Origin of the sequence: Pseudomonas hydrolytica (assembly GCF_021495345.1) — a bacterium.
Lineage (GTDB): Bacteria > Pseudomonadota > Gammaproteobacteria > Pseudomonadales > Pseudomonadaceae > Aquipseudomonas > Aquipseudomonas hydrolytica.
In genome coordinates this window covers 2,286,987-2,312,509 of record NZ_CP099397.1, presented here as the reverse complement: position 1 = coordinate 2,312,509, position 25,523 = coordinate 2,286,987, and the positions used below count along the sequence as shown (strand labels likewise).

Annotated in this window: 17 protein-coding genes; 11 read left to right on the top strand and 6 right to left on the bottom strand. The window is 66.6% G+C overall.

Translation table 11 applies throughout. The features are described from left to right. The 10 genes from nuoE to nuoN all read left to right on the top strand — a co-directional run bounded on the left by nuoE (position 1) and on the right by nuoN (position 11,934). Positions 1–513 carry an NADH-quinone oxidoreductase subunit NuoE gene (gene nuoE, locus L1F06_RS10680; protein WP_012018729.1) on the top strand — a complete coding sequence of 171 codons (513 nt, stop codon included), beginning with the start codon at positions 1–3 and terminating at the stop codon, positions 511–513. Continuing rightward, positions 510–1,856 carry an NADH-quinone oxidoreductase subunit NuoF gene (gene nuoF, locus L1F06_RS10675; protein ID WP_129483598.1) on the top strand — a complete coding sequence of 449 codons (1,347 nt, stop codon included), beginning with the start codon at positions 510–512 and terminating at the stop codon, positions 1,854–1,856. The genes nuoE and nuoF overlap by 4 nt, the downstream gene beginning before the upstream one ends. A gap of 58 nt (positions 1,857–1,914) precedes the next feature. Further along, entirely contained in the window at positions 1,915–4,623 is a 2,709-nt protein-coding gene (gene nuoG, locus L1F06_RS10670; protein ID WP_129483599.1) for an NADH-quinone oxidoreductase subunit NuoG, read from the top strand. Continuing rightward, positions 4,620–5,612, top strand: a complete 993-nt coding sequence (gene nuoH / locus L1F06_RS10665; protein WP_012018732.1) for an NADH-quinone oxidoreductase subunit NuoH — start codon at positions 4,620–4,622, stop codon at positions 5,610–5,612. Before nuoG ends, nuoH begins: the two co-directional genes overlap by 4 nt. A 13-nt stretch (positions 5,613–5,625) precedes the next feature. Continuing rightward, positions 5,626–6,174 (top strand): NADH-quinone oxidoreductase subunit NuoI, encoded by a 549-nt coding sequence (gene nuoI, locus L1F06_RS10660; RefSeq protein ID WP_003240692.1) that lies wholly within the window; start codon positions 5,626–5,628, stop codon positions 6,172–6,174. Between the two features lie 67 nt (positions 6,175–6,241). After that, on the top strand, positions 6,242–6,751 hold the full coding sequence (gene nuoJ, locus L1F06_RS10655) for an NADH-quinone oxidoreductase subunit J (protein ID WP_129483600.1): 510 nt from the start codon (positions 6,242–6,244) through the stop codon (positions 6,749–6,751). Then, positions 6,748–7,056 carry an NADH-quinone oxidoreductase subunit NuoK gene (nuoK, locus tag L1F06_RS10650; protein WP_003240696.1) on the top strand — a complete coding sequence of 103 codons (309 nt, stop codon included), beginning with the start codon at positions 6,748–6,750 and terminating at the stop codon, positions 7,054–7,056. The genes nuoJ and nuoK overlap by 4 nt, the downstream gene beginning before the upstream one ends. After that, a complete protein-coding gene (gene nuoL / locus L1F06_RS10645; protein ID WP_129483601.1) occupies positions 7,053–8,903 on the top strand; it encodes an NADH-quinone oxidoreductase subunit L in 1,851 nt (616 codons plus the stop codon). Before nuoK ends, nuoL begins: the two co-directional genes overlap by 4 nt. Before the next feature lie 13 nt (positions 8,904–8,916). Continuing rightward, positions 8,917–10,446, top strand: coding sequence for an NADH-quinone oxidoreductase subunit M (gene nuoM / locus L1F06_RS10640; RefSeq protein ID WP_129483602.1), 1,530 nt, complete (start codon positions 8,917–8,919; stop codon positions 10,444–10,446). Positions 10,447–10,464: 18 nt separating this feature from the next. Then, a complete protein-coding gene (gene nuoN / locus L1F06_RS10635; protein ID WP_003240701.1) occupies positions 10,465–11,934 on the top strand; it encodes an NADH-quinone oxidoreductase subunit NuoN in 1,470 nt (489 codons plus the stop codon). A gap of 111 nt (positions 11,935–12,045) precedes the next feature. Here the strand turns inward: nuoN and tam are convergent, their stop codons facing one another. Beyond that, positions 12,046–12,807: a trans-aconitate 2-methyltransferase gene (gene tam, locus L1F06_RS10630; protein WP_129483603.1), complete on the bottom strand. Its 762-nt coding sequence runs from the start codon at positions 12,805–12,807 to the stop codon at positions 12,046–12,048. 303 nt (positions 12,808–13,110) lie between these two features. Here tam and L1F06_RS10625 point away from each other — a divergent pair, with 303 nt between their 5' ends. Then, positions 13,111–14,118, top strand: a complete 1,008-nt coding sequence (locus tag L1F06_RS10625; RefSeq protein ID WP_003240705.1) for a TRAP transporter substrate-binding protein — start codon at positions 13,111–13,113, stop codon at positions 14,116–14,118. Between the two features lie 19 nt (positions 14,119–14,137). On the opposite strand, the gene L1F06_RS10620 is transcribed toward L1F06_RS10625, so the two are convergent. The 5 genes from L1F06_RS10620 to L1F06_RS10600 form a co-directional block, all read right to left on the bottom strand. Beyond that, entirely contained in the window at positions 14,138–16,189 is a 2,052-nt protein-coding gene (locus L1F06_RS10620; RefSeq protein WP_129483604.1) for a putative bifunctional diguanylate cyclase/phosphodiesterase, read from the bottom strand. Between the two features lie 146 nt (positions 16,190–16,335). Beyond that, positions 16,336–17,865, bottom strand: coding sequence for an efflux transporter outer membrane subunit (locus L1F06_RS10615; RefSeq protein WP_129483605.1), 1,530 nt, complete (start codon positions 17,863–17,865; stop codon positions 16,336–16,338). Continuing rightward, positions 17,862–20,966: a multidrug efflux RND transporter permease subunit gene (locus L1F06_RS10610; protein ID WP_129483606.1), complete on the bottom strand. Its 3,105-nt coding sequence runs from the start codon at positions 20,964–20,966 to the stop codon at positions 17,862–17,864. The genes L1F06_RS10615 and L1F06_RS10610 overlap by 4 nt, the downstream gene beginning before the upstream one ends. 142 nt (positions 20,967–21,108) lie before the next feature. Further along, positions 21,109–24,201, bottom strand: a complete 3,093-nt coding sequence (locus tag L1F06_RS10605; protein WP_129483607.1) for an MdtB/MuxB family multidrug efflux RND transporter permease subunit — start codon at positions 24,199–24,201, stop codon at positions 21,109–21,111. After that, positions 24,198–25,442: an MdtA/MuxA family multidrug efflux RND transporter periplasmic adaptor subunit gene (locus L1F06_RS10600; RefSeq protein WP_129483608.1), complete on the bottom strand. Its 1,245-nt coding sequence runs from the start codon at positions 25,440–25,442 to the stop codon at positions 24,198–24,200. Before L1F06_RS10600 ends, L1F06_RS10605 begins: the two co-directional genes overlap by 4 nt. Positions 25,443–25,523 lie beyond the last annotated feature (81 nt).

Genomic DNA, 25,523 nt, shown 5'->3' with positions numbered 1-25,523 from the left:
ATGATCCAGACAACCAATAGCAGCACGCTGATCCAGACCGATCGTTTCACCCTCAGCGAAACCGAGCGCTCGGCCATCGAGCACGAGATGCATCACTACGAAGACCCGCGCGCGGCCAGCATCGAGGCGCTGAAGATCGTGCAGAAGGCGCGCGGCTGGGTGCCGGACGGCGCCAGCGAGGCCATCGGCGAGGTACTCGGCATCCCGGCCAGCGACGTCGAGGGCGTGGCCACCTTCTACAGCCAGATTTTCCGCCAGCCGGTCGGCCGCCACGTCATTCGCGTGTGCGACAGCATGACCTGCTACATCGGCGGCCACGAAAGCGTGCTGGCCGAAATGCACAAGCAGCTCGGCATCGGCCTCGGCCAGACCACCGCAGACAACCGCTTCACCCTGTTGCCGGTGTGCTGCCTGGGCAATTGCGACAAGGCGCCGGCGCTGATGATCGATGACGACACCTTCGGCGACGTCCGCCCCGATGGCGTCGCGGCGCTGCTGGAGGCCTATCCATGAAAACCATGACCTCCATCGCCCCGGCCAACCGCGTACCGCGTCAGGAGGAAAGTCACCCGCTGACCTGGCGCCTGCGCGACGACGCCCAGCCGATATGGCTCGAGGAATACCAGGCCAAGAACGGCTACGCCGCCGCGCGCAAGGCGCTGACCGCGATGGCCCAGGCCGACATCGTGCAGACCGTCAAGGATTCCGGGCTCAAGGGCCGTGGTGGCGCGGGCTTCCCCACCGGCGTGAAGTGGGGCCTGATGCCCACCGACGAATCGCTCGATATCCGCTATCTGCTGTGCAACGCCGATGAAATGGAGCCCAACACCTGGAAGGACCGTCTGCTGATGGAACAGCTGCCGCACCTGCTGGTGGAAGGCATGCTGATCTCGGCACGGGCGCTCAAGGCCTACCGTGGCTACATCTTCCTGCGCGGCGAGTACGTCGAAGCGGCGCACAACCTCAACCGCGCCATCGAGGAAGCCAAGACCGCCGGCCTGCTCGGCAGGAACATCTTCGGCTCGGGCTTCGACTTCGAGCTGTTCGTGCATACGGGTGCGGGGCGCTACATCTGCGGCGAAGAAACCGCGCTGATCAACTCCCTGGAAGGCCGCCGCGCCAACCCGCGCGCCAAGCCGCCCTTCCCCGCCGCCGTCGGCGTATGGGGCAAGCCCACCTGCGTGAACAACGTCGAGACCCTGTGCAACGTGCCGGCCATCGTTCAGCACGGGGTGGACTGGTACAAGTCGCTGGCGCGCGAAGGCAGCGAAGACCACGGCACCAAGCTGATGGGTTTCTCCGGCAAGGTGAAGAACCCCGGCCTGTGGGAGCTGCCGTTCGGCATCAGTGCGCGCGAGCTGTTCGAGGAACATGCCGGCGGCATGCGCGATGGCTACCGGCTCAAATGCTGGCAGCCCGGCGGCGCCGGCACCGGCTTTCTGCTGCCCGAGCACCTCGATGCGCTGATGTACGCCGGCGGCATCGCCAAGGTCGGCACGCGCATGGGCACCGGCCTGGCGCTGGCGGTGGACGACTCGATCAACATGGTCTCGCTGCTGCGCAACATGGAGGAGTTCTTCGCCCGCGAGTCCTGCGGCTGGTGCACCCCCTGCCGCGACGGCCTGCCCTGGAGCGTGAAGATCCTCCGTGCCCTGGAGCGCGGCGAAGGCACTCGCGAGGACATCGCCACCCTGCTCGGCCTGGTCAACTTCCTCGGCCCCGGCAAGACCTTCTGTGCCCACGCGCCAGGCGCCGTGGAGCCGCTGGGCAGTGCCATCAAGTATTTCCGTGAAGAGTTCGAGGCCGGCGTAGCCCAGGCGACGACCACGCCCCGCATGCCGGCGGCCGCGAGCTGAACAGACGAATTCCCTTAGCCAGCCGCTTTGATCAAGCGGGCAAACGAAGACCGAAGAAATGGCCACTATCCACGTAGACGGCAACGATTTCGAAGTCGATGGGGCGGACAACCTGCTGCAGGCCTGTCTGTCTCTCGGTCTCGACATCCCCTACTTCTGCTGGCACCCGGCGCTGGGTAGCGTCGGTGCCTGCCGCCAGTGCGCGGTCAAGCAGTACAACGACGAGCATGACACCCGCGGCCGCATCGTCATGTCCTGCATGACACCCGCCACCGACAATACCTGGATCAGCATCGACGATGGCGAAGCCAAGGCCTTCCGCGCCAGCGTCGTCGAATGGCTGATGACCAATCACCCGCACGACTGCCCGGTGTGCGAGGAAGGCGGCCACTGCCACCTGCAGGACATGACGGTGATGACCGGGCACAACGCCCGCCGCTACCGCTTTACCAAGCGCACTCATCAAAACCAGGAACTGGGCCCCTTTATCGCCCACGAGATGAACCGCTGCATCGCCTGCTACCGCTGCGTGCGCTACTACAAGGACTACGCCGGCGGCACCGACCTGGGCGTGTTCGGCGCGCACGACAACGTGTACTTCGGCCGTGTCGAGGACGGCACGCTGGAAAGCGAGTTCTCCGGCAACCTGGTGGAGGTCTGCCCGACCGGCGTGTTCACCGACAAGACCCACTCGGCGCGCTACAACCGCAAGTGGGACATGCAGTTCGCCCCGAGCATCTGCCATGGCTGCGCCAGTGGCTGCAACATCAGCCCCGGCGAGCGCTACGGTGAGCTGCGGCGCATCGAGAACCGCTTCAACGGCTCGGTGAACCAGTACTTCCTCTGCGACCGCGGCCGCTTCGGCTACGGCTACGTCAACCGCGCAGACCGTCCGCGCCAACCGCTGCTGGCCGGCCAGGCCATCGGCATCGACGCCGCGCTGGACAAGGCCGCCGAGCTGCTCGAAGGCAAGCGCGTGATCGGCATCGGCTCGCCGCGCGCCAGTCTGGAATCCAACTTCGCCCTGCGCGAACTGGTGGGCGCCGACAACTATTACAGCGGTATCGCCGCCGGCGAACTGGCCAATATCCGCCTGATCCGCGACATCCTGCAGAATGGCCCGCTGCCGACCCCGACCCTGCGCGACGTCGAGCTGCACGACGCCATCTTCGTCCTTGGCGAAGACGTGACCCAGACCGCCGCCCGTCTGGCCCTGGCCCTGCGTCAGGCAGTCAAGGGCAAGGCCACGGAGATCGCCGCCGGGGCGCGCATTCAGGACTGGCACATGGCAGCGGTGCAAAACGTTGCCCAGCACGCCCTGCACCCGCTATTTATCGCCAGCGTGACGGCGACCCGACTCGACGATATCGCCGAGCAGTGCGTGCACGCCGCGCCGGCCGACCTGGCCCGCATCGGTTTCGCCGTGGCCCATGCCATCGACCCCAGCGCACCGCCCGTCGACGGCCTGGAAGCTGAGGCGCAAGCGCTGGTACAACGCATCGCCGACGCTTTGCTCGCGGCCAAACGCCCGCTGATCGTCTCCGGCGCCTCGCTGGGCGACAAGGCCCTGATCGAAGCCGCCGCCAATATCGCCAGCGCGCTGAAGAACCGCGAGAAGAGCGGTTCGCTGAGTTTGGTCGTACCCGAAGCCAACAGCCTGGGGCTGGCCCTGCTGGGTGGTGATTCGGTCGATGCTGCATTGGACGCCCTGAGCAGCGGCCAGGCCGATGCCGTGATCGTGCTGGAGAACGACCTGTACCGCCGCGCCGAGGCGGCCAAGGTCGATGCCGCGCTCGGCGCCGCCAAGGCGGTGATCGTCGCCGATCACCAGCGCACCGCCACCGGCGAACGCGCCCACCTGCTGCTGCCGGTGGCCAGCTTCGCCGAAGGCGACGGCACCCTGGTCAGCCTCGAGGGCCGCGCTCAGCGTTTCTTCCAGGTCTATGAACCGAGCTACTACGACGCGGGCATTCTGATCCGCGAAGGCTGGCGCTGGCTGCACGCGCTGCACAGCACCCTGCAGGGCAAGGCCGTGGACTGGACGCAACTGGATCAGGTCACCGCCGCCTGCGCCGCCAGCAACCCGCTGCTGGCCGGTATCGAGAACGCCGCGCCGAGCGCCTCGTTCCGCATCAAGGGTCTCAAGCTTGCGCGCGAGCCGCACCGCTACAGCGGCCGCACCGCCATGCGCGCCAATATCAGCGTGCACGAGCCGCGTCAGCCGCAGGACCAGGACTCGGCCTTCGCCTTTTCCATGGAAGGCTACGCCGGCAGCGTTGAGGCCCGGCAGCAGATTCCCTTCGCCTGGTCGCCAGGCTGGAACTCGCCGCAGGCCTGGAACAAGTTTCAGGACGAAGTCGGTGGGCATCTGCGCGCAGGCGACCCCGGCGTGCGGCTGATCGAAGCCGCCGGCAACGCCCTGCCCTGGTTCAGCGTGAACGCTGCGTTCAGTCCGGCAGCCGGCACCTGGCAGGTGGCGCCGCTGCACCACCTGTTCGGCAGTGAGGAAAACTCCGCGCGCGCCGAGCCCATCCAGCAGCGCATGCCCGAGCCCTACGTGGCCCTGCCGCGCGAAGAAGCGGCGCGCCTGGGTGTTAACGACGGCGCGCTGCTGGCCCTGCGTATCAATGGCCAGGCCCTGCGCCTGCCGCTCAAGGTACGCGACGACCTGGCCGTCGGTCTGGTCGGCCTGCCGGTTGGCTTGCCGGGGCTTGCGGCGACGCTTGCCGGTGCCAGCGTGACCCTGCTGCAGGAGGCCGCGCAATGAACTGGCTGACGCCCGAACTGATCGAGATACTGGTCGCGGTGCTCAAGGCCATCGTCATCCTGCTGGCGGTGGTGGTCTGCGGCGCGCTGCTGAGCTTCGTCGAACGGCGCCTGCTCGGCTGGTGGCAGGATCGCTACGGCCCCAACCGCGTCGGGCCGTTCGGCATGTTTCAGATCGCCGCCGACATGATCAAGATGTTCTTCAAGGAGGACTGGACGCCGCCGTTCGCCGACAGATTCATCTTCGTCCTGGCACCGATGATCGCCTTCGCCGCCATGCTGATGGCTTTCGCCATCATCCCGATCACCCCGACCTGGGGCGTGGCGGACCTGAACATCGGCATCCTGTTCTTCTTCGCCATGGCCGGCCTGTCGGTCTACGCGGTGCTGTTCGCCGGCTGGTCGAGCAACAACAAGTTCGCCCTGCTCGGCAGCCTGCGCGCCTCGGCCCAGACCATCTCCTACGAGGTGTTCCTGGCCCTGGCGCTGATGGGTGTGGTGGCGCAGGTCGGCTCGTTCAACATGCGCGACATCGTCGACTACCAGGCGCAGAACCTGTGGTTCATCATTCCGCAGTTCTTCGGCTTCTGTACCTTCTTCATCGCCGGCGTGGCCGTGACCCACCGTCACCCCTTCGACCAGCCGGAAGCCGAGCAGGAGCTGGCCGACGGCTATCACATCGAATACGCCGGGATGAAATGGGGCATGTTCTTCGTTGGCGAATACGTCGGCATCGTGACCATTTCGGCGCTGCTGGTGACGCTGTTCTTCGGTGGCTGGCACGGTCCGTTCGGCCTCCTGCCGCAGATCCCGTTCTTCTGGTTCGCGCTGAAAACGGCCTTCTTCATCATGATCTTCATCCTGCTGCGCGCGTCGATCCCACGTCCGCGCTACGACCAGGTCATGGCCTTCAGCTGGAAGTTCTGCCTGCCGCTGACCCTGATCAACCTGCTGGTGACCGGCGCCCTGGTGCTGGCCGCGGCCCAGTAAGGAGACCCACAGAATGTTCAAGTACATATGGGATGTGCTGGTCGGTACCGGCACCCAACTGCGCAGCCTGGTCATGGTGTTCAGCCATGGCTTTCGCAAGCGCGACACCCTGCAATACCCGGAAGAGCCGGTCTACCTGCCGCCGCGCTACCGTGGCCGCATCGTCCTGACCCGCGACCCCGATGGCGAGGAGCGCTGCGTGGCATGCAACCTGTGCGCCGTGGCCTGCCCGGTGGGCTGCATCTCGCTGCAGAAGGCCGAGACCGACGACGGTCGCTGGTACCCGGAGTTCTTCCGCATCAACTTCTCGCGCTGCATCTTCTGCGGCCTGTGCGAGGAAGCCTGCCCGACCACCGCGATCCAGCTCACCCCGGACTTCGAGATGGGCGAGTACAAGCGCCAGGATCTGGTGTACGAGAAGGAAGACCTGCTGATCAGCGGCCCCGGCAAGAACCCGGACTACAACTTCTACCGCGTTGCCGGCATGGCCATCGCCGGCAAGCCCAAGGGCGCCGCGCAGAACGAGGCCGAGCCGATCAACGTCAAGAGCCTGCTGCCATGACTCGTTCTTACCCTCTCCCCCAGCTCCTTTCCCGTACACGGGAAAGGGGCGCCATGAGGAGCTTCTGATGGAATTCGCGTTTTACTTCGCCGCCGGCGTGGCGGTGGCAGCCACGGTGGGGGTGGTCACCAACACCAACCCGGTGCATGCCCTGCTGTACCTGATCGTCTCGCTGCTGGCAGTGTCGATGGTGTTCTTCGCCCTTGGTGCGCCCTTCGCCGGCGCACTGGAAATCATCGTCTACGCGGGCGCCATCATGGTGCTGTTCGTCTTCGTGGTGATGATGCTCAACCTCGGCCCGGCCGCCGTGGATCAGGAGCGCAAGTGGCTTGCCCCCGGCATCTGGATCAGCCCGGCGCTGCTCAGCGCCCTGCTGCTGGGGCAGCTGCTCTACGTGCTGCTGGCACAACCCGGCGATGCGACCATCGGCCATGCCAGCGTCGAAGCCAAGGCGGTCGGCATCAGCCTGTTCGGCCCCTACCTGCTGGCGGTGGAGCTGGCCGCCATGCTGCTGCTCGCCGCGCTGGTCGCCGCCTTCCATCTCGGCCGTCACGATGCCAAGGAGCCCAACGCATGACCGGCATTCCCATGGAGCACGGCCTGGCACTGGCCGCGGCGCTGTTCTGCATCGGCCTGGTCGGCCTGATGGTGCGGCGCAACATCCTGTTCATTCTGATGAGCCTGGAAGTGATGATGAACGCCGCCGCGCTGGCCTTCGTCGTCGCCGGCGCCCGCTGGGGCCAGCCTGACGGCCAGGTGATGTTCATCATGGTGATCACCCTGGCCGCCGCCGAGGCCAGCATCGGCCTGGCGATCCTGCTGCAGCTGTATCGCCGCTTCAACACCCTGGATATCGACGCTGCCAGCGAGATGCGCGGATGAACCTTCTAGCCCTGACCCTGTTCTTCCCGCTGCTTGGCTGGCTGCTGCTGGCCTTCTCGCGCGGACGCCTGACGGAAAACACCAGCGCGCTGATCGGCGTCGGCTCCATCGGCCTGGCGGCGGCCAGCGCTGCCTGGGTGACTGCCGACTTCCTCGGCAACCCGCCGGCCGGCGGCGCCTACAGCCTGACCCTGTGGCAGTGGATGAGCGTCGAAAGCCTGGCGCCGAGCTTCACCCTGTATCTCGACGGTCTGTCGCTGACCATGCTGGGCGTGGTCACCGGCGTGGGTTTTCTGATCCACCTGTTCGCCAGCTGGTACATGCGCGGCGAGGAAGGCTATTCGCGCTTCTTCGCCTACACCAACCTGTTCATATTCAGCATGTTGCTGCTGGTACTCGGCGACAACCTGCTGGTGCTGTTCTTCGGCTGGGAAGGCGTGGGCCTGTGCTCGTACCTCCTGATCGGCTTTTACTACAAGCACGTACCCAACGGTAACGCGGCGCTCAAGGCCTTCATCGTCACCCGCGTGGGCGACGTGTTCCTGATGATCGGCCTGTTCCTGCTGTTCCTCAACCTCGGCACCCTGAACATCCAGGAGCTGATGACGCTGGCGCCGCAGCAGTACGCGGCCGGCGACGCCTGGCTGTGGCTGGCCACCCTGATGCTGCTGGGCGGCGCAGTGGGCAAGTCCGCCCAGTTGCCGCTGCAGACCTGGCTGGCCGACGCCATGGCCGGCCCGACCCCGGTCTCGGCGCTGATCCACGCGGCGACCATGGTCACTGCCGGCGTGTACCTGATCGCCCGTACCCACGGCCTGTTCCTGCTGACCCCCGAGATTCTCGAGCTGGTCGGCATCGTCGGCGGCGTGACCCTGGTGCTGGCCGGCTTCGCCGCCCTGGTGCAGACCGACATCAAGCGCATCCTCGCCTACTCGACCATGAGCCAGATCGGCTACATGTTCCTGGCCCTGGGCGTCGGCGCCTGGGATGCGGCGATCTTCCATCTGATGACCCACGCCTTCTTCAAGGCCCTGCTGTTCCTCGCCTCCGGTGCAGTGATCCACGCCTGCCACCACGAGCAGAACATCTTCAGGATGGGCGGGCTGTGGAAGAAGCTGCCGCTGGCCTACGCCAGCTTCGTCGTCGGCGGTGCGGCCCTGGCTGCCCTGCCGCTGCTCACCGCCGGTTTCTACTCCAAGGACGAGATTCTCTGGGAAGCCTTCGCCAGTGGCCACCGCGACCTGCTCTACGCGGGGCTGGCCGGTGCCTTCCTGACCTCGATCTACACCTTCCGCCTGATCTTCATCGCCTTCCATGGCGAGCAGAAGACCGAAGCGCATGCCGGCCATGGCCTCGCCCACAACCTGCCGCTGCTGGTGCTGATCGTGCTGTCCACCTTCATCGGCGCCTGGATCACCCCGCCGCTGGCCGGCGTGCTGCCGCAGAGCGCAGGCCATGCCGGCGGCGAAGCCAAACACAGTCTGGAACTGCTCTCCGGCCTGATCGCGGTAAGCGGCATCGTCCTCGCCGCCCTGCTCTTCCTCGGCCAGCGCCGCGTTGCATCGGCCGTCGCGCAGAGTGCGCCGGGTCGCCTGCTGAGCGCGCTATGGTTCGCCGCCTGGGGTTTCGACTGGCTCTACGACAAGCTGTTCGTACGCCCCTACCTGCTGCTCTGCCGCCTGCTGCAGCGCGACCCCATCGACCGCGGCATCCGCGTGATTCCGCTGCTGGCCCGCGGCGGCAACGCCCTGCTGGCCAGCAGTCAGACCGGCCAGGTGCGCTGGTACGCCGCCTCGGTCGCTGGCGGTGCCGTCCTGGTCATCGCCGTCATCCTCTTTCTGAGTTAAGGAAAACAGCCTGATGATTCTCCCCTGGCTAATCCTGATCCCCTTCATCGGCGGTCTGCTGTGCTGGCAAGGCGAGCGTTTCGGCCACGTCCTGCCGCGCTGGCTCGCGCTGATCACCATGGGCCTGCTGCTCGGCCTCGGCCTGTGGCTGTGGGCCAGCGGCGACTTCACCCTGGCGCCGGCGCCGGACGGCGGCCCGCGCTGGGCCCACGAGTTCGTCATCGACTGGATTCCGCGCCTGGGCATCACCATCCATCTGGCCATGGACGGCCTGTCGGTGCTGATGGTGGTACTCACCGGCCTGCTCGGCGTGCTCTCGGTGCTGTGTTCGTGGAACGAGATCCAGCACCGCGTCGGCTTCTTCCACCTCAACCTGATGTGGATTCTTGGCGGCGTGGTCGGCGTGTTCCTCGCCGTCGACCTGTTCCTGTTCTTCTTCTTCTGGGAAATGATGCTGGTGCCGATGTACTTCCTCATCGCGCTCTGGGGTCATAGCGGCAGCGACGGGCGCACCCGCATCACCGCCGCCACCAAGTTCTTCATCTTCACCCAGGCCAGCGGCCTGATCATGCTGGTGGCGATCCTCGCCCTGGTGCTCGTGCACTTCAACCAGACCGGCGTGCTGACCTTCAACTACGCCGACCTGCTGCAGACCGAGCTGGCGCCGGGCACCGAATACCTGCTGATGCTCGGCTTCTTCATCGCCTTCGCGGTGAAGTTCCCGGTGGTGCCGGTGCACTCCTGGCTGCCGGACGCCCACGCCCAGGCGCCCACCGCCGGCTCGGTGGACCTGGCCGGCATCCTGCTGAAGACCGCCGCCTACGGCCTGCTGCGTTTCGCCCTGCCGCTGTTCCCCAACGCCTCGGCGGAGTTCGCGCCCATCGCCCAGTGGCTGGGCGTGTTCGCCATCCTCTATGGCGCCTTATTGTCCTTCGCGCAGACCGACATCAAGCGCCTGGTGGCCTACTCCAGCGTGTCGCACATGGGCTTCGTGCTGATCGCCATCTACTCCGGCAGCCAGATCGCCCTGCAGGGTGCGGTGGTGCAGATGGTCGCCCACGGCCTGTCCGCCGCCGCGCTGTTCATCCTCTGCGGCCAGCTCTACGAGCGCCTGCACACCCGTGACCTGCGCCAGATGGGCGGGATCTGGGCGCGCATGCCGTGGCTGCCGGCCATCAGTCTGTTCTTCGCCGCCGCCGCGCTGGGCCTGCCGGGCACCGGCAACTTCGTCGGCGAGTTCCTCATCCTGATCGGCAGCTTCCACGGCGCGCCCTGGGTCGTGGTGATCGCCGCCACCGGCCTGGTGCTGGGCTCGGTGTACGCCCTGGCGATGATCCACCGCGCCTATTTCGGCCCGGTGCAGCAGGATGCGCCGCTGCCCGGGCTCAAGCCGCGCGAGCTGAGCATGGTGCTCGGCCTCGCGGTCCTGCTGATCCTGCTTGGCGTCTACCCGCAGCCGGTGCTCGACACCTCAGCCGCCAGCATGCATGGCGTGCAGCAGTGGATGGCAGACGCTCTCAATCAACTCGCTTCGGCCCGCTAGCTTATGGAGCATCACGCTGTGGAATTCACCGCCCAACACCTGATCGCCCTGTTGCCGCTGCTGGTCACCTGCACGAGCGCGATCGTGGTGATGCTGGCCATCGCCGCCAGGCGCAACCATGCCCTGACCTTCGTGCTGACCGTGCTCGGTCTCAACCTCGCACTGCTGTCGCTGCTGCCGGCCATGGGCGTGGCGCCCCTGGAGGTTACCGCGCTGTTGCAGATCGACCGCTTCGCCGGCTACTACATGGCCCTGGTGCTCGCCGCCAGCCTGGCCTGCGTGACGCTGACCCACGCCTATCTGGGCGGTCAGTCCGGCAAGGGCTATCCGGGCAACCGCGAGGAGCTGTATCTGCTGATCCTGCTGTCGGCCGCCGGCGGCCTGGTGCTGGCCAGCGCGCAGCACCTGGTGGGTCTGTTCATTGGCCTGGAGCTGCTGTCGGTGCCGACCTACGGCATGATCGCCTACGCCTTCTTCAACAAGCGTTCGCTGGAGGCCGGCATCAAGTACATGGTGCTGTCGGCCGCGGGTTCGGCCTTCCTCCTGTTCGGCATGGCGCTGCTCTATGCCGAGGCCGGCGACATGGGTTTCCGCGCCATCGGCGCCAGCCTGGCGCAGGGCAGCAGCCTGCTGGTGGAACTGGGCATCGGCATGATGCTGATCGGCCTGGCCTTCAAGCTGTCGCTGGTGCCCTTCCACCTGTGGACGCCGGACGTCTACGAAGGCGCGCCGGCGCCGGTGGCAGCCTTCCTCGCCACGGCCAGCAAGGTGGCGGTATTCGCCGTGCTGCTGCGCCTGTATCAGATCTCTCCGGCCACCGCCGGCGGCTGGCTGAACGAGCTGCTGACGCTGATCGCCATCGCCTCGATCCTGTTCGGCAACCTGCTGGCGCTGCTGCAGAACAACCTCAAGCGCCTGCTGGGTTATTCCTCCATCGCCCACTTCGGTTACCTGCTGGTGGCGTTGATCGCCAGTCAGGGCCTGGCCGTGGAAGCCATCGGCGTGTACCTGGCCACCTACGTGCTGACCAGCCTCGGCGCGTTCGGCGTGATCACCCTGATGTCCACGCCCTACAGCGGTCGCGATGCCGATGCGCTGTACGAGTACCGCGGCCTGTTCTGGCGCCGTCCGTACCTGACCGCCGTGCTCACGGTGATGATGCTGTCGCTGGCCGGCATACCGCTGACGGCCGGCTTCATCGGCAAGTTCTACGTGATCGCCGCCGGGGTCGAGGCGCAGCTGTGGTGGCTGCTGGGTGCCATGGTGCTGGGCAGCGCCATCGGCGTGTTCTATTACCTGCGGGTGATGGTCACGCTGTTCATGCGCGAGCCCAATCTGCGCCGCCACGACGCCCCCTTCGACTGGGGCCAGCGTGCTGGCGGCATCATGCTGCTGGTGGTGGCTCTGCTCGCCTTCTTCCTCGGCGTGTATCCGCAACCACTGCTGGAGCTGGTGCATAACGCAGGGCTGGTCGCCCTGGCGCAGTGACCGACAAGCCCCGCGAAATGCGGGGCTTGTTTCATCGGCTGAGGCTTAGGTCGCGTAGCCCGGATGCAATCCGGGGAACTGGCGTCGATCCCTTCCCGGATGGCATCCGGGCTAGCGCCGAGCCACCAGGAACAGACGCGGAAACGGCAGCAGCACCCGGCCATCGGCCTGCGCCGGATAGGCCTCGGCAATCGCCGCCTGGTAACGCTCGAGGAAGGCTGCCTGCTCTGCGGCATCCAGCGGCTGCAGGAACGGCAGCAGCGCCGTCGACTTGAACCACTCCACCACCGCAGCGGCATTGTCCAGTACGTGGAAGTAGGTGGTGCGCCAGATATCCAGTTCGCTGGCATGGGCGCCGAGGATGTCGTAATAGGTCTGTGCGCTGTGCCGCTCGGCATGGCGCACGTCGCCGATGCGCGCCGCCCATGGCCCCACGGCGGCCACCTCGCGGGCCAGGCGATGGGCCGGCTCCTGCAGGTTGTCCGGGGTCTGGATCGCCAGCCAGCCACCCGGCGCCAGCTGTCTCAGCAGCGCCGGATAGAGCTGGGCATGGTCCGGCAGCCACTGCAGCGAGGCGTTGGCCAGGATCAGCTGCGGCGCTACCTCGGCCTGCCAGTGCTGGATATCCGCCAACTGGAAGCTGACCTGTGGCAGGCGCTCGCGGGCGGCGCGCAGCATGTCTTCGCTGTTGTCGATGCCGATCAGCCGCGCCCCCGGCGCATGCGCCTGCAGCACTGCGGTGGAGTTGCCGGGGCCGCAACCCAGGTCAATGGCCAGTTCGATGCCTTCGCGCGGCACCGCCGCCAGCAGGTCGTATACCGGGCGGGTACGCTGGCGTTCGAACAGGGAGTACTGCTGGGCAGACCAACTCATCGCATCGTTCCTCCAATTCAATGGCGAGCGGCAGGATAGCAGGCGCATCCGGCTTCTCGACCACACCGGCAAGTTTCCGCTTTCCGCCATCGCGCACATGGCGGAAACCCGCCACGCGCTGTGCGCCAGGTCACAGTGCTTTTCGCACGCCCAGCAGGCTGGCGAAATTTCGCCACACTGGCATAAGGCTTGCCATGCAAGCAGCCAGCTTCGCTGGAAAAAGCCTGTTACCCCAGCACCGAAGCGACCAACACTCAAGCAGCCGTCAAGGCTCCGCAACCGATAAGAAGAAAAGGAAGCAGTATGTTCAATACCCTACGCGCCCTGGCCGCCTGCGCCCTGGCGTTAGCCTCTCTCAGCGCCGCCACGGCGCTGGCCGACGAACCTATCCTGATCAAGTTCTCCCATGTGGTTGCCGACGGTACGCCGAAGGGTCAGGGTGCGTTGCTGTTCAAGCAACTGGTCGAGGAACGCCTGGCCGGCAAGGTCCGGGTGGAGGTCTACCCCAACTCCACGCTGTATGGCGATGCCAACGAACTGGAGGCCCTGCGCAACAACGACGTACAACTGCTGGCACCTTCGCTGGCCAAGTTCGAGCAGTACACCAAGCAGCTGCAGGTGTTCGACCTGCCCTTCCTGTTCGACGACCTGGAGGCCGTCAACCGCTTCCAGAAGCGCGCCAAGGGCCGTCAGCTGCTGCGCTCGATGGAAGACCACAACATCGTCGGCCTGGCCTACTGGCACAACGGCATGAAGCAACTCTCGGCCACCCGTGCGCTGAACATGCCCGGCGATGCCAATGGTCTGAGCTTCCGCATCCAGCCCTCGGCGGTGCTCGAGGCGCAATTCCGCCAACTGGGCGCAAATGCGCAGAAACTGCCCTTCGCGGAGGTCTTCAAGGCGCTGCAAAGCGGTCAGGTGCAGGGCGCGGAGAACCCCTGGTCGAACATCTACAGCCAGAAGCTGCATGAGGTACAGCCGTTCATCAGCGAAACCAACCACGGCGTGCTGGACTACATGCTGGTGAGCAACTCGCGCTTCTGGTACGGCATTCCGCATCAGATCCGCATGGAACTGGAAGGCATCATCGACGAAGTCACCTACGCGGTGAACAAGCAGGCCGAGGCCGCCAACCAGACCGACCGCCAGCGCATCGTCAGTTCCGGCCGCAGCCAGGTCATCACCCTCAGCCCCGAAGAGCGCGAAGCCTGGCGCGAAGCCATGCGCCCGGTGTGGCAGCAGTTCGAGACGGTGATCGGCAGCGATGTGATCAAGGCGGCGCAGACGGTGAACCGCAAGCAGCGCAACTGATGGCGAAAAACCGCCACCCTCATGCCGCCGACAGATGCTCCGGCGGCAGAGGCTGGCCAAGCAGGTAGCCCTGCAGGGAATCGCAGCCCAGCTCGGTGAGAAACGCCTGCTGCTGACGGGTCTCCACCCCTTCGGCGACGATGCGCAGGTCCAGTGCCTGCCCCAGTGCGACGATGGCCGAAACGATGGCGGCGTCGTCGCCATCGTGCTCCAGGTCGCGCACGAAACCGCGGTCGATCTTCAGCTCGTTGGCCGGTAGCCGCTTGAGGTAGAGCAGGCTGGAGTAACCGGTGCCGAAATCGTCGATGGCGATGTCCACGCCCATACCGGCCAGCTGTTCGAGAATCGCCAGACTGGCGTTCACATCGTGCATCGCCGTGCTTTCGGTAATCTCCAGGGTCAGGCAGTTGGCCGGCAGCCCATGCCGGTCCAGGGTCCGCCGCACGCTTTCGACCAGCTCACCATGACAGAACTGCAGCGCCGACAGGTTCACCGCTACGCGCCAGTCGCGGCGCCCCTGCTCGTACCACAGGCGCATCTGCCGGCAGGCCTCGTTCAGCACCCAGTCGCCGATGGCGATGATCAGCCCGGTCTTTTCTGCCAGGCCGATGAAACGATCCGGCGTCAGCAAGCCCTGCTGCGGATGCTGCCAACGCAGCAGCGCCTCGGCGCCGATCATGCGCTCGCTGCCGGTGGCGAACTTGGGCTGGTAGTACAGCAGGAACTCGCCGCGCTCCAGCGCCGCCCGCAGATCGTGCAGCAGCTGCAGTTGCTGGCGCGCATTGGTGTTCATCGAGCGTTCGAAGAAGCTATAGCCGTTCTTGCCCAGCCCCTTGGCGTGGTACATCGCGGCGTCGGCATTGATCAGCAGTTCCTGTTGATTGCTGCCGTCCCCCGGGTACACCGCGATGCCGACGCTGGTGGAGACGCGCAGCTCGTGCTCGTCCACCCGGAACGGCTGGCTCAGCAGGCTGACCACCTGCCCCGCCACGCTGGCGGCATCGTCGGCCTGGCGCAGTTCGGCGAGCAGCACGAACTCGTCGCCGCCGATGCGTGCCAGGCTGTCCTGTGCTCGCAGATTGGCGCGCAGGCGCTGGGCCACGGCCACCAGCAACTGGTCGCCGATGTGGTGGCCGAAGGCGTCGTTGACCGGTTTGAAGCCGTCCAGGTCCATGAACAGCAGGGCGAAATGGCCGCCGTTGCGCTGCACCTTGAGAATACTCTGGCCGATGCGGTCTTCCAGCAGCAGGCGGTTGGGCAGCTTGGTCAGGCCGTCGTGCAGGGCCAGCTCGGTGAGCTCCGCGTTAGCCCTGGCCAGCGACTGGCTGAGCAGCGCCGTACGTGCCTCCAGGCGGGCATCGAGAATCGAGGTGAGCAAGGCGATGGCCAGCACCGCCAGGGTCACCACCACCACCAGGCTGGCCAGCCAGCCGCTGCCCAGCCCGCTGCCGGCTGCAGCGCAGTAGCTGCCCTCGGCGAAGTTCGCCGCCGCCATACCGGTGAAGTGCATGCCGACGATGGCCACGCCCATGATCACCGCCGCCCCCGCCCGCGCCACGCGCACGTAGGGGGTGTCGCGACGCAGGCGGAAGGCGATCCATAGCGCCGCGCCCGAGGCGACCACGGCGATCAGCAGCGACAGGCCGAACAACAGCGGGTCGTAGTCGATCCCCGGCTGCATGCGCAGCGCCGCCATGCCGATGTAGTGCATGGCCGCGATGCCCGTGCCCATGGCCAGCGCGCCGAGGCCCAGCTGCCAGGCCGGCAGCTCGGGCTGGCTGACCAGCCACAGGGCAAAGCCCGAGGCGAGTATGGCGATGCCCAGCGACAACAGGGTGATGGTCAGGTCGTAACCCAGCGGGATGGGCAGACTGAAGGCGAGCATGCCGACGAAATGCATGGACCAGATGCCAATGCCCATGGCCAGCGCGCCGCCGACTATCCAGAGCGAGCGGGCAACACCTCGGGCACTGGCGATGCGGCCAGCCAGATCGAGCGCGGTGTAGGAGGCGAGAATCGCCACGCACAGCGACAACAGCACCAGGGAATAGTCGTAACTACCGATCAGCATTCGAACACTCTACAGGTTTGCGCCGACCGCGGAGCGCGGTGTGCTCCGTATCCCTGATGGCCAGTTGCAAGCATCATCGACAAGAGCGCGAATCTTAGCGCAAAGCCCGACCAGGGATGAACCCGATACCCCAGTTGACTACTGGGTCATTGTGCTTTGCTCGTCCGCTCGTCGGTTTCGCGCAACTGCTCGCTCTGCCAGCCACCGCCGAGAGCGGCAATCAGTTGCACGCTCGCGGTCAGCCGGCTGCCCAGCAACGTGAGGTTGCTACGTTCGTTGTTCAGCGCGGTGGCCTGCACATTGACCACGCTGTTGTAGTCCAGGGTGCCGGCGCGGTACTGGTTCTCGATCAGGCGCAGCGATTCGCGCGCGGCGTCCAGTGCCTGCTGCTGGATGCCGCTCTCCTGCTCCAGCACGCGCAGTTGCACCAGATAGTCTTCCACCTCGCGAAACCCGTCCAGCACCGCCTGGCGGTACTGCGCCACGGTCTGGTCGTAGGCGGCCTCGCTGCGTTCCAGCTCGGCGCGGCGGGCGCCGCCGTCGAACAGGGTCAGCGCCAGTTGCGGGCCGAGCGACCAGAAGCGGTTGGGCACTTCGATCCAGTCGGCGAAGCTGCTGCCGCGGTAGCCGCCGCTGGCCGAAATGGTCAGGTCGGGAAACCAGGCCGCCTCGGCCACGCCGATCTGTGCGTTGGCCGCCATCACCCGTCGTTCGGCCGCGGCGATGTCGGGACGCCGCTCGAGCATCTGCGAAGGCAATGCCAGCGGAATCGGCGGCAGCTGCGGCACGCTTTCGCGCTCGGCGATGGACAGTTCGGCCGGGCTGACGCCCACCAGCACGGCGATGGCATGTTCCAGCTGGGCGCGCTGCCACTCGAGATCGACCGCCTGCGCCTGGGTGCTGCGCAGCTGGGTGGTGGCCTGGGTCACGTCGGATTTGGGCACGATGCCGGCCCTGTACTGGTTTTCGGTCAGGCGCAACGAGCGCGCATAGGCGGCGACCGTGGCATCGAGCAGGCGCTTCTGCTCATCCAGCACGCGCAACTGCAGGTAGTTCTGCACCAGCTCGCTCTGCAGGCTCAGGCGCGCCGCGGCCAGGTCGGCGGCACTGGCCTCGAACTCGGCACGGCTGGCCTCCAGGCCGCGGCGCAGCTTGCCCCAGACATCCAGCTCCCAGGCGGCGTTGAGGCTGAGGTCATAACTCTTGGAAATGCTCGACGCACCGGAGCCGCTGACGGTGACGCCATCGGCGGTACGGATGGTGCTGTCACCGCCCCCCTGCCCGGCCCGAGTCACCCCGGCGCTGCCGGACAGGGTCGGATAGAAGCGCGCCCGCGCGCCACGCACCAGCGCACGGGCCTGGCGGTACTGCGCCTCGGCCGCGGCCAGGTTCTGGTTGGACAGGTGCAGGCGCTCGACCAGGGCGTTGAGTTCGGCGTCGCCGTACAGCTCCCACCAGGCGCCGCGCTCCAGGGCGTCGCCTGGGGTAGCGGCCTTCCAGCCCGCGACCTGTTTGAACTGCATCGGCGCTGCCAGCTCGGGGCGCTGATAGTCGGGGCCGAGCATGCAGCCGCCGAGCATCCCCAGCAGCACGAACAGACCGTAGCAGCGGGCTCTGCTGGCGAACGGAGCGGAATTGAAGGCTTCGCGAGCAGCGCTCGCTTCTGGGATGTTCATAGCGGGGTTTCCAACGAAGCATCGGTGCGCACGCCGCGCCAGCGGTTGACGCGGTGGCGCAGGCGGTCGAAGTAGAGGTAGATCACCGGCGTGGTGTAGAGCGTCAGCAACTGGCTGAGTACCAGGCCACCGACAATGGTGATGCCCAGCGGCTGGCGCATTTCCGAGCCTTCGGCACTGCCCAGCACCAGCGGCAGCGCGCCGAGAATGGCCGCCAGGGTGGTCATCAGGATCGGCCGAAAGCGCAGCAGGCAGGCGCGGCGGATGGATTCCTGCGGGCTGAGATGCTCGCCGCGTTCCAGTTGCAGCGCCAGGTCGACCATGAGGATGGCGTTCTTCTTGACGATGCCGATCAGCAGGAACAGGCCCAGGAGCGAAATCAGGCTGAACTCCATGCCCACCAGCTGCAGCGCGAGCAAGGCGCCGACGCCGGCCGAGGGCAGCGTGGAGAGGATGGTCAGCGGATGCACGTAGCTCTCGTAGAGCACGCCGAGCACGATGTACACCACCACCAGCGCCAGCAGGATCATCAGCGGCTGGTTGCCCTGGGTCTGCTGGAAGGCCGCGCCGGTGCCGCCCAGGGTGCCCTGCACCTCGGTGGGCAGACCGAGGCGCGCCACCGCGTCTTCTATCGCCCTGCTGGCCTGATCCAGGCTTACGCCCTCGGCCAGGGCGAAGCCGATGTTCTCGGCGGCGAACTGACCCTGGTGGTTGACCCTGTCCTCCTCCAGGCCGCGTTCCCAGCGGGCGAAGGTGGACAGCGGCACGCGCGCCCCATCGGTGGTGATCAGCTGGATCTGGTCCAGCGCCTCGGGGTGCTGGGCATAGCGCGGGTTGATTTCCATCACCACGCTGTACTGGTTCAGGGCCTGGTAGATGGTCGACACCTGACGCTGACTGAAGGCGTTGTTGAGCACCGCGGTGATCATGCTCATCTCCACGCCCAGGCGCTGCGCGGCCTCGCGGTCCACCACCAGGCGGATCTGCTGCGCACCGCTGTTCTCGCGGGCGTCGATATCGGTCAGTTCGGGCAAGGCGCGCAGGGCTTCGCGCACCTTCGGCAGCCACTGGCGCAGGGCGTCGAGGTCGTCGGAGAGCAGCATGTACTCGTTCTCCGAGCTGCGGCCCTCGCGGCCGCCGATCTGCAGATCCTGATCCGGCATGAGGAACATGCGCCCGCCCGGCACCTTCGGCACGCTGGCGCGCAGACGATTGATCACCTGCTGCGAGGAAACGTTGCGCTCGCTGATCGGCTTAAGACGCACGATCATAAAGGCGTTGTTGATACCGCCGGCGCCACCGATGAATCCCGCCACGCTGTCCACTGCCGGATCGGCCAGCACCGCCTTGCGGAAGATCTCCATCTTCGGCTGCATGACCTGGAACGACAGGCCGTTGTCGCCGCGAATGAAGCCGATCAGTTGGCCGGTATCCTGCTGCGGCATGAAGGTCTTGGGAATGCTGACGAACAGGTAGACGTTCAGCGCAATGGTCGCCAGCAGGCTCAGCAGCATCAGCAGCGAGTGACGCAACGCCCAGTCCAGGCTGCGCCCGTAGAAGGCCAGCACGCGGTTCTGCAGGCGCTCGCCCCACTGCTGCAGGCGGCCCTGCGGCTGCTCGGTCTCGGCCTTGAGCCAGCGTGCGCAGAGCATCGGCGTCAAGGTCAGTGACACCACCAGGGAGATCACCACGGCCACCGCCAGGGTGATGGAGAACTCGCGAAACAACCGCTCGACGATGCCGCCCATGAACAGGATGGAGATGAACACCGCGACCAGCGACAGGTTCATCGACAGCAGGGTGAAGCCCACTTCGCGCGAGCCCTTGAAGGCGGCCGCCATGGGCTTCTCGCCGTTGTGGATGTGGCGGGCGATGTTTTCCAGCACCACGATGGCATCGTCCACCACCAGGCCGGTGGCGATGATCAGCGCCATCAGCGACAGGTTGTTCAGCGAGAATCCCAGCAGGTACATGGCGGCGAAGCTGCCGATCAACGACACCGGCACCGCCAGCGCCGGAATCAGCGCCGCGCGCCAGCGCCCGAGGAAGGCCAGCACCACCAGGATCACCAGGCCCACGGCGATCAGCAGGGTGCGCTCGGCTTCGTGCAGGGTGGCGCGGATCACCGGCGAACGGTCCATGGCCACTTCCAGGTCGACGCTGGCCGGGATCACTTCGCGCAGCGCCGGCAGCTCGGCACGTATGTCGGCGATGGTCTGCAGAATGTTCGCCCCGCTCTGCCGGTTGATCACCAGCAGCACGGCCTCGCGGTCGTTGAAGAAGCCGCTGTTGTAGCGGTCCTCGACGCCGTCGGTGACGGTGGCCACGTCGCCCAGGCGCACCGCGGCGCCGTCCTGGTAGCGGATGATCATCGGCAGGTAGTCGGCGGCCTTGGCCAGTTGGTCGCTGGCCTGCACCTGCCAGCGGCGCTGCTCGTCCTCCACCGCGCCCTTGGGCCGCAGGGCGTTGCTCGCCGCGATGGTCTGGCGCACTTCGTCCAGGGCGATGCCGTACTGGTCGAGCAGGCGCGGCTCCAGCGACACGCGCACCGCCGGCAGGGAGCTGCCGCCGACCTGCACCTCGCCGACACCGCCGACCTGCGCCAGCTTCTGCGCCAGGATGGTCGAGGCCACGTCGTACAGCTGGCCCTTGCTCAGGGTGTCGCTGGTCAGCGAGATGACCATGATCGGCGCCTGCGACGGATTGATCTTGCGGTAGCTGGGCATGGTGCGCATGCCGCTGGGCAGCAGCTCGCGGGCGGCGTTGATCGCCGCCTGCACCTCGCGCGCGGCGGTGTTAATGTCCTTGTCCAGGTCGAACTGGATCATGATCCGCGTGCTGCCCTGGCTGCTGCGGCTGTTCATCTGGCTGATGCCGGCGATGGTGCCGAGCGAACGCTCCAGCGGCGTGGCCACGGTGGCCGCCATGATCTGCGGGCTGGCCCCCGGCAGGCTGGCCTGCACGGTGATGGTGGGAAAATCCATCTGCGGCAACGGCGCCACCGGCAACAGGCCGAAGCTGACGCCGCCGAGCAGCATGATCGCCAGGCTCAGCAGCAGGGTCGCCACCGGACGGCGGATAAAGGGGGCGGAGAGGTTCACCGTCCTTCTCCCTCCGGGAGAAGGTGGCGCGCAGCGCCGGATGAGGGTCGCGACGGCGCCCCGATTGAAGTTCGGGCAACCTTCATACCCTCACCCCCAGCCCCTCTCCCGAAGGGAGAGGGGAGCGAAAGCGCTGCGCCGCTCATATGGCCAGCCCCGCCGCACTGCGCCCGCTGACGCGACGCGACAGACGATCGAAGTACAGGTAGATCACCGGCGTGGTGAACAGCGTCAGCACCTGGCTGACCAGCAGGCCGCCGACCATCACCAGGCCCAGCGGCTGGCGCAGCTCGGCGCCGGAGCCCGAAGCCAGCATCAGCGGGATGGCGCCGAACAGCGCGGCCAGGGTGGTCATCAAGATCGGACGGAAACGCAGCAGCGCCGCCTGGTAGATCGCCGCCTCGGGCGCCATGCCCTGGTTGCGTTCGGCCTCCAGGGCGAAGTCGATCATCATGATCGCGTTCTTCTTGACGATGCCGATCAGCAGGATGATGCCGATGATGGCGATCAGGCCCAGGTCGTTGCCGGTCAGCAGCAGCGCCAGCAAGGCGCCGACACCGGCCGAGGGCAGGGTCGAGAGAATGGTGATCGGGTGGATATAGCTCTCGTAGAGCACGCCGAGCACGATGTACATGGTGATGATGGCCGCCAGGATCAGCAGCAGCGTGGAGCTCAGCGAGGCGCGGAAGGCCTCGGCCGCGCCCTGGAACTGGGTGTTGATCGCGCCGGGCAGGCCGATCTCCCGCTCCACCTGCTCGATCACTGCCACCGCCTCGCCCAGCGACACGCCCGGCGCCAGGTTGAACGACAGGGTCACCGCCGGGAACTGGCCGATATGGTTGACCAGCAGGCTGGCCGGGCGCTCTTCGATCCGTGCCAGGGAGGACAGCGGTACCTGCTGGCCATCGCCGGTGGCGACGTGGATCTGACGCAGCGCGGCCAGACCGATGCGGCCGCCGTCGCGGCTCTCCAGCACCACCCGGTACTGGCTGGACTGGGTATAGATGGTGCTGATCTGGCGCTGGCCGAAGGCGTCGTAGAGCGCATCGTCGATATCGCCGACATTGATGCCCAGACGCGCGGCGGCGTCGCGGTCGATATCCAGGTACACCTGCAAGCCGCGGTTCTGCAGATCGCTGGCGACATCGGTGAGCTGCGGCTGCTCGCGCAGCGCCTCGACCAGGCGCGGCGTCCAGGTTTCCAGCAGCTGGCTGTCGGGCGATTCCAGGGTGAACTGGAACTGGGTGCGGCTGATGCGATCCTCGATGGTCAGGTCCTGCACCGGCTGCATGAACAGCTCGATCCCGGGAATCTTCGCCAGCTCGGGGCGCAGCCGCTCGATCACCTGGCTGGCGGTGACGTCGCGCTCGCCATGGGGTTTGAGGTTGATCAGCAGGCGGCCGCTGTTGAGCGTGGGGTTGTCGCCGTCCACACCGATGGACGAGGACAGGCTGGCCACCGCCGGATCGCGCAGGATGACGTCGGCCAGGCGCTGCTGGCGCTCGCTCATGGCGCTGAAGGAAATCGACTGCGGCGCCTCGGAAATGCCCTGGATCACCCCGGTGTCCTGTACCGGGAAGAAGCCCTTGGGTACCGCCAGGTACAACAGCACGGTCAGGCCCAGGGTGGCCACGGCCACCAGCAGGGTCAGCGGCTGGTGCCTGAGCACCCACTGCAGCCACACGCCGTAGCGCTCGATCATGGCGTCGATGAAGCCTCCGGCGGCGCGGTAGAAGCGCCCCTCCTCTTCGGGCTTTTCCGCCTTGAGCAGGCGCGCGCACATCATCGGCGTAAGGGTCAGCGACACCACCAGGGAAATCAGGATGGCCACCGCCAGGGTGATGGCGAACTCGCGGAACAGCCGCCCGACCACATCGGCCATGAACAGCAGCGGGATCAGCACGGCGATCAGCGACAGGGTCAGCGAGACCAGGGTGAAGCCGATCTGCCGCGCGCCCTTGAGCGCGGCCTCCAGTGGCGTCTCGCCCTCCTCCAGATGGCGGGCGATGTTCTCCAGCATGACGATGGCGTCGTCCACCACGAAACCGGTGGCGATGGTCAGCGCCATCAGCGTCAGGTTGTTGATGGTGAAGCCGGCCAGGTACATCACGCCGAAGGTGCCGATCAGCGACAGCGGCACGACGATGGACGGAATGACGGTCGCCGACAGCTTGCGCAGGAACAGGAAGGTCACCATCACCACCAGGGCGATGGCCAGCAGCAGCTCGTGCTGCACGTCGCGCACCGCGGCGCGGATGGTCTGGGTACGGTCGGTGAGCACCTTGACCTCGACGCTGGCCGGCAGGCCTTCGGTAAGGTGCGGCAGCAGGGTCTGGATGCGGTCGACCACCTCGATGACGTTGGCCCCGGGCTGGCGCTGCACGTTGACCAGCACCGCCTGGTTGCGATCGGCCCAGGCGGCCAGACGTTCGTTCTCGGCACCGTCGATGATCTCGGCGACATCCTTCAGGCGCAGCGCGGCGCCGTTCTGGTAGCTGAGGATCAGCTCGCGGTACTCGTCCACGGTTTTCAGCTGGTCATTGGCGTCGAGCTGCGAGACCCGGGTCGGCCCGTCGAAATTGCCCTTGGGCTGATTGACGTTGCTGGCGGTGATCAGACTGCGCACGTCGGCCAGGCTCAGGCCGTAGGAGGCCAGCGCCTCGGGGTTGACGCGGATGCGCACTGCCGGGCGCTGGCCGCCGGCCAGAGTGACCAGGCCGACACCGCTGGTCTGCGCCAGTTTCTGCGCCAGGCGGGTGTCCACCAGGTCGTTGACCTGCGGCAGCGGCATGGCGCTGGACGTCACCGCCAGGGTCAGCACCGGCGTATCGGCCGGGTTGACCTTGTTGTACACCGGCGGCGCCGGCAGATCGCCCGGCAGCAGGTTGCTCGCCGCATTGATCGCCGCCTGCACCTCCTGCTCGGCCACCGCCAGCGGCACCTCCAGATTGAAGCGCAGGGTGATCACCGAGGCGCCGCCGGAGCTGGTCGAGGACATCTGCTTGAGCCCGGCCATCTGCCCGAACTGGCGCTCCAGCGGCGCGGTCACCGCACTGGTCATCACGTCCGGGCTGGCGCCCGGGTACAGGGTCAGTACGCGGATGGTCGGATAATCCACCTCCGGCAATGCCGAGACCGGCAACAGGCGGTAGGCGATCAGGCCGCTCAAGAAGATCGCCACCATCAGCAGCGTGGTGGCGACCGGCCGCAGGATGAAGGGGCGGGAGATGTTCATGCGTCGTTCCGTGCTGCGCCGTCGCGCTTGCCCTGGAGGGCGTCCGGCTCATTGGCCGCGCCGTCGGGGCTCTGCACCAGGTCCGGGTCGACCACTTCCACCTCGCTGCCGTCGCGCAGGCGGTCGGTGCCCTCCAGCACCAGCCGTTCGCCAGGCTGCACGCCGCCGGCCACCAGGCTGCGCTCGGCGTCGCTGGCCGCGATGGTGACCTGGCGGATGCTCACCTTGCTATCGCTGTCGACGACGTAGACGAAGGTGCCACGGGTGCCGAACTGCACGGCAGCCGACGGAATGATGGTGGCCGCTTCGCGGGTTTCCACGCGCAGGCGCACATTGACGAACTGGTTGGGAAACAGCATCTGCTCGGCATTGTCGAAACGCGCCTTGAGCTTGACCGTGCCGGTGGCGGTATCGATCTGATTGTCCAGGCTCTGCAGCACGCCCTCGGCCAGCTTCAACCGCTCGCCGCGGTCCCAGGCTTCGACGGCCAGGGTCACGCCGTCGCGGCGTCTTTGCAGCACCGCCGGCAGATCGCCCTCGGGGATGGTGAAGATCACCGCAATCGGGTCGGTCTGGGTGATCACCACCAGCGGCGTGGTATCGCCGCCGCTGACCAGGTTGCCGACATCCAGCTGCCGCAGACCGAGACGACCGGAGATCGGCGCACGAATCTGGGTGAAATCCAGATTGAGCTTGGCGGTGGCGACATCCGCCTGATTGCTCTGCAGGCTGCCGCGGTACTGGTTGACCAGCGCCTGCTGGGTATCCAGGGTCTGCTTGGCGATGCTGTCTTCGGCGAACAGCCCCTTGTAGCGCTGCAGGTCCAGCTCGGCGTTCTTCAGCAGCGCCTGGTTCTCCTGCAATGCGCCCTGCGCCTGCTGCAGCGCCACCTGATAGGGGCGCGGGTCGATCACCGCGAGCAGGTCGCCGGCCTTGACCTGCTGGCCTTCCTCGAACAGCACCTTGACCAATTCGCCCTCCACTCGCGAGCGCACGTTGACGGTGTTGTAGGCGGTCACCGTGCCGAGCGCCTTGAGTTCGATGGCGAAATTGCCCTGCTCCACCTCGGCCAGGCGCACCGGTACCGGGCCCATGTCGCCGAAGCGACCGCGCCCCGTGGGCTGGGATTGCGGCTTGCTCGGCCAGAACCACCAGAGCAGCAGAAACAGCACGGCCAGCAGAGTCAGGCCGATCAGCCATTGGCGGGAGGTAGTGGCGGAGGTCGCAGAGGCGTTGGACATGGCGGGGAAACGGATCACTTCTTGTGGGAGTCGGCACCATAAGCACTGACAACCGCCAAGCAAAGCCCATTTACCCGCTTT

What these genes read in the sequence shown, in the direction of transcription:
- nuoE (WP_012018729.1), top strand. Translation starts at nt 1, where the DNA reads ATGATCCAGACAACCAATAGCAGCACGCTGATCCAGACCGATCGTTTC.
- nuoF (WP_129483598.1), top strand. Translation starts at nt 510, where the DNA reads ATGAAAACCATGACCTCCATCGCCCCGGCCAACCGCGTACCGCGTCAG.
- nuoG (WP_129483599.1), top strand. Translation starts at nt 1,915, where the DNA reads ATGGCCACTATCCACGTAGACGGCAACGATTTCGAAGTCGATGGGGCG.
- nuoH (WP_012018732.1), top strand. Translation starts at nt 4,620, where the DNA reads ATGAACTGGCTGACGCCCGAACTGATCGAGATACTGGTCGCGGTGCTC.
- nuoI (WP_003240692.1), top strand. Translation starts at nt 5,626, where the DNA reads ATGTTCAAGTACATATGGGATGTGCTGGTCGGTACCGGCACCCAACTG.
- nuoJ (WP_129483600.1), top strand. Translation starts at nt 6,242, where the DNA reads ATGGAATTCGCGTTTTACTTCGCCGCCGGCGTGGCGGTGGCAGCCACG.
- nuoK (WP_003240696.1), top strand. Translation starts at nt 6,748, where the DNA reads ATGACCGGCATTCCCATGGAGCACGGCCTGGCACTGGCCGCGGCGCTG.
- nuoL (WP_129483601.1), top strand. Translation starts at nt 7,053, where the DNA reads ATGAACCTTCTAGCCCTGACCCTGTTCTTCCCGCTGCTTGGCTGGCTG.
- nuoM (WP_129483602.1), top strand. Translation starts at nt 8,917, where the DNA reads ATGATTCTCCCCTGGCTAATCCTGATCCCCTTCATCGGCGGTCTGCTG.
- tam (WP_129483603.1), bottom strand. Translation starts at nt 12,807, where the DNA reads ATGAGTTGGTCTGCCCAGCAGTACTCCCTGTTCGAACGCCAGCGTACC.
- L1F06_RS10625 (WP_003240705.1), top strand. Translation starts at nt 13,111, where the DNA reads ATGTTCAATACCCTACGCGCCCTGGCCGCCTGCGCCCTGGCGTTAGCC.
- L1F06_RS10620 (WP_129483604.1), bottom strand. Translation starts at nt 16,189, where the DNA reads ATGCTGATCGGTAGTTACGACTATTCCCTGGTGCTGTTGTCGCTGTGC.
- L1F06_RS10615 (WP_129483605.1), bottom strand. Translation starts at nt 17,865, where the DNA reads ATGAACATCCCAGAAGCGAGCGCTGCTCGCGAAGCCTTCAATTCCGCT.
- L1F06_RS10605 (WP_129483607.1), bottom strand. Translation starts at nt 24,201, where the DNA reads ATGAACATCTCCCGCCCCTTCATCCTGCGGCCGGTCGCCACCACGCTG.
- L1F06_RS10600 (WP_129483608.1), bottom strand. Translation starts at nt 25,442, where the DNA reads ATGTCCAACGCCTCTGCGACCTCCGCCACTACCTCCCGCCAATGGCTG.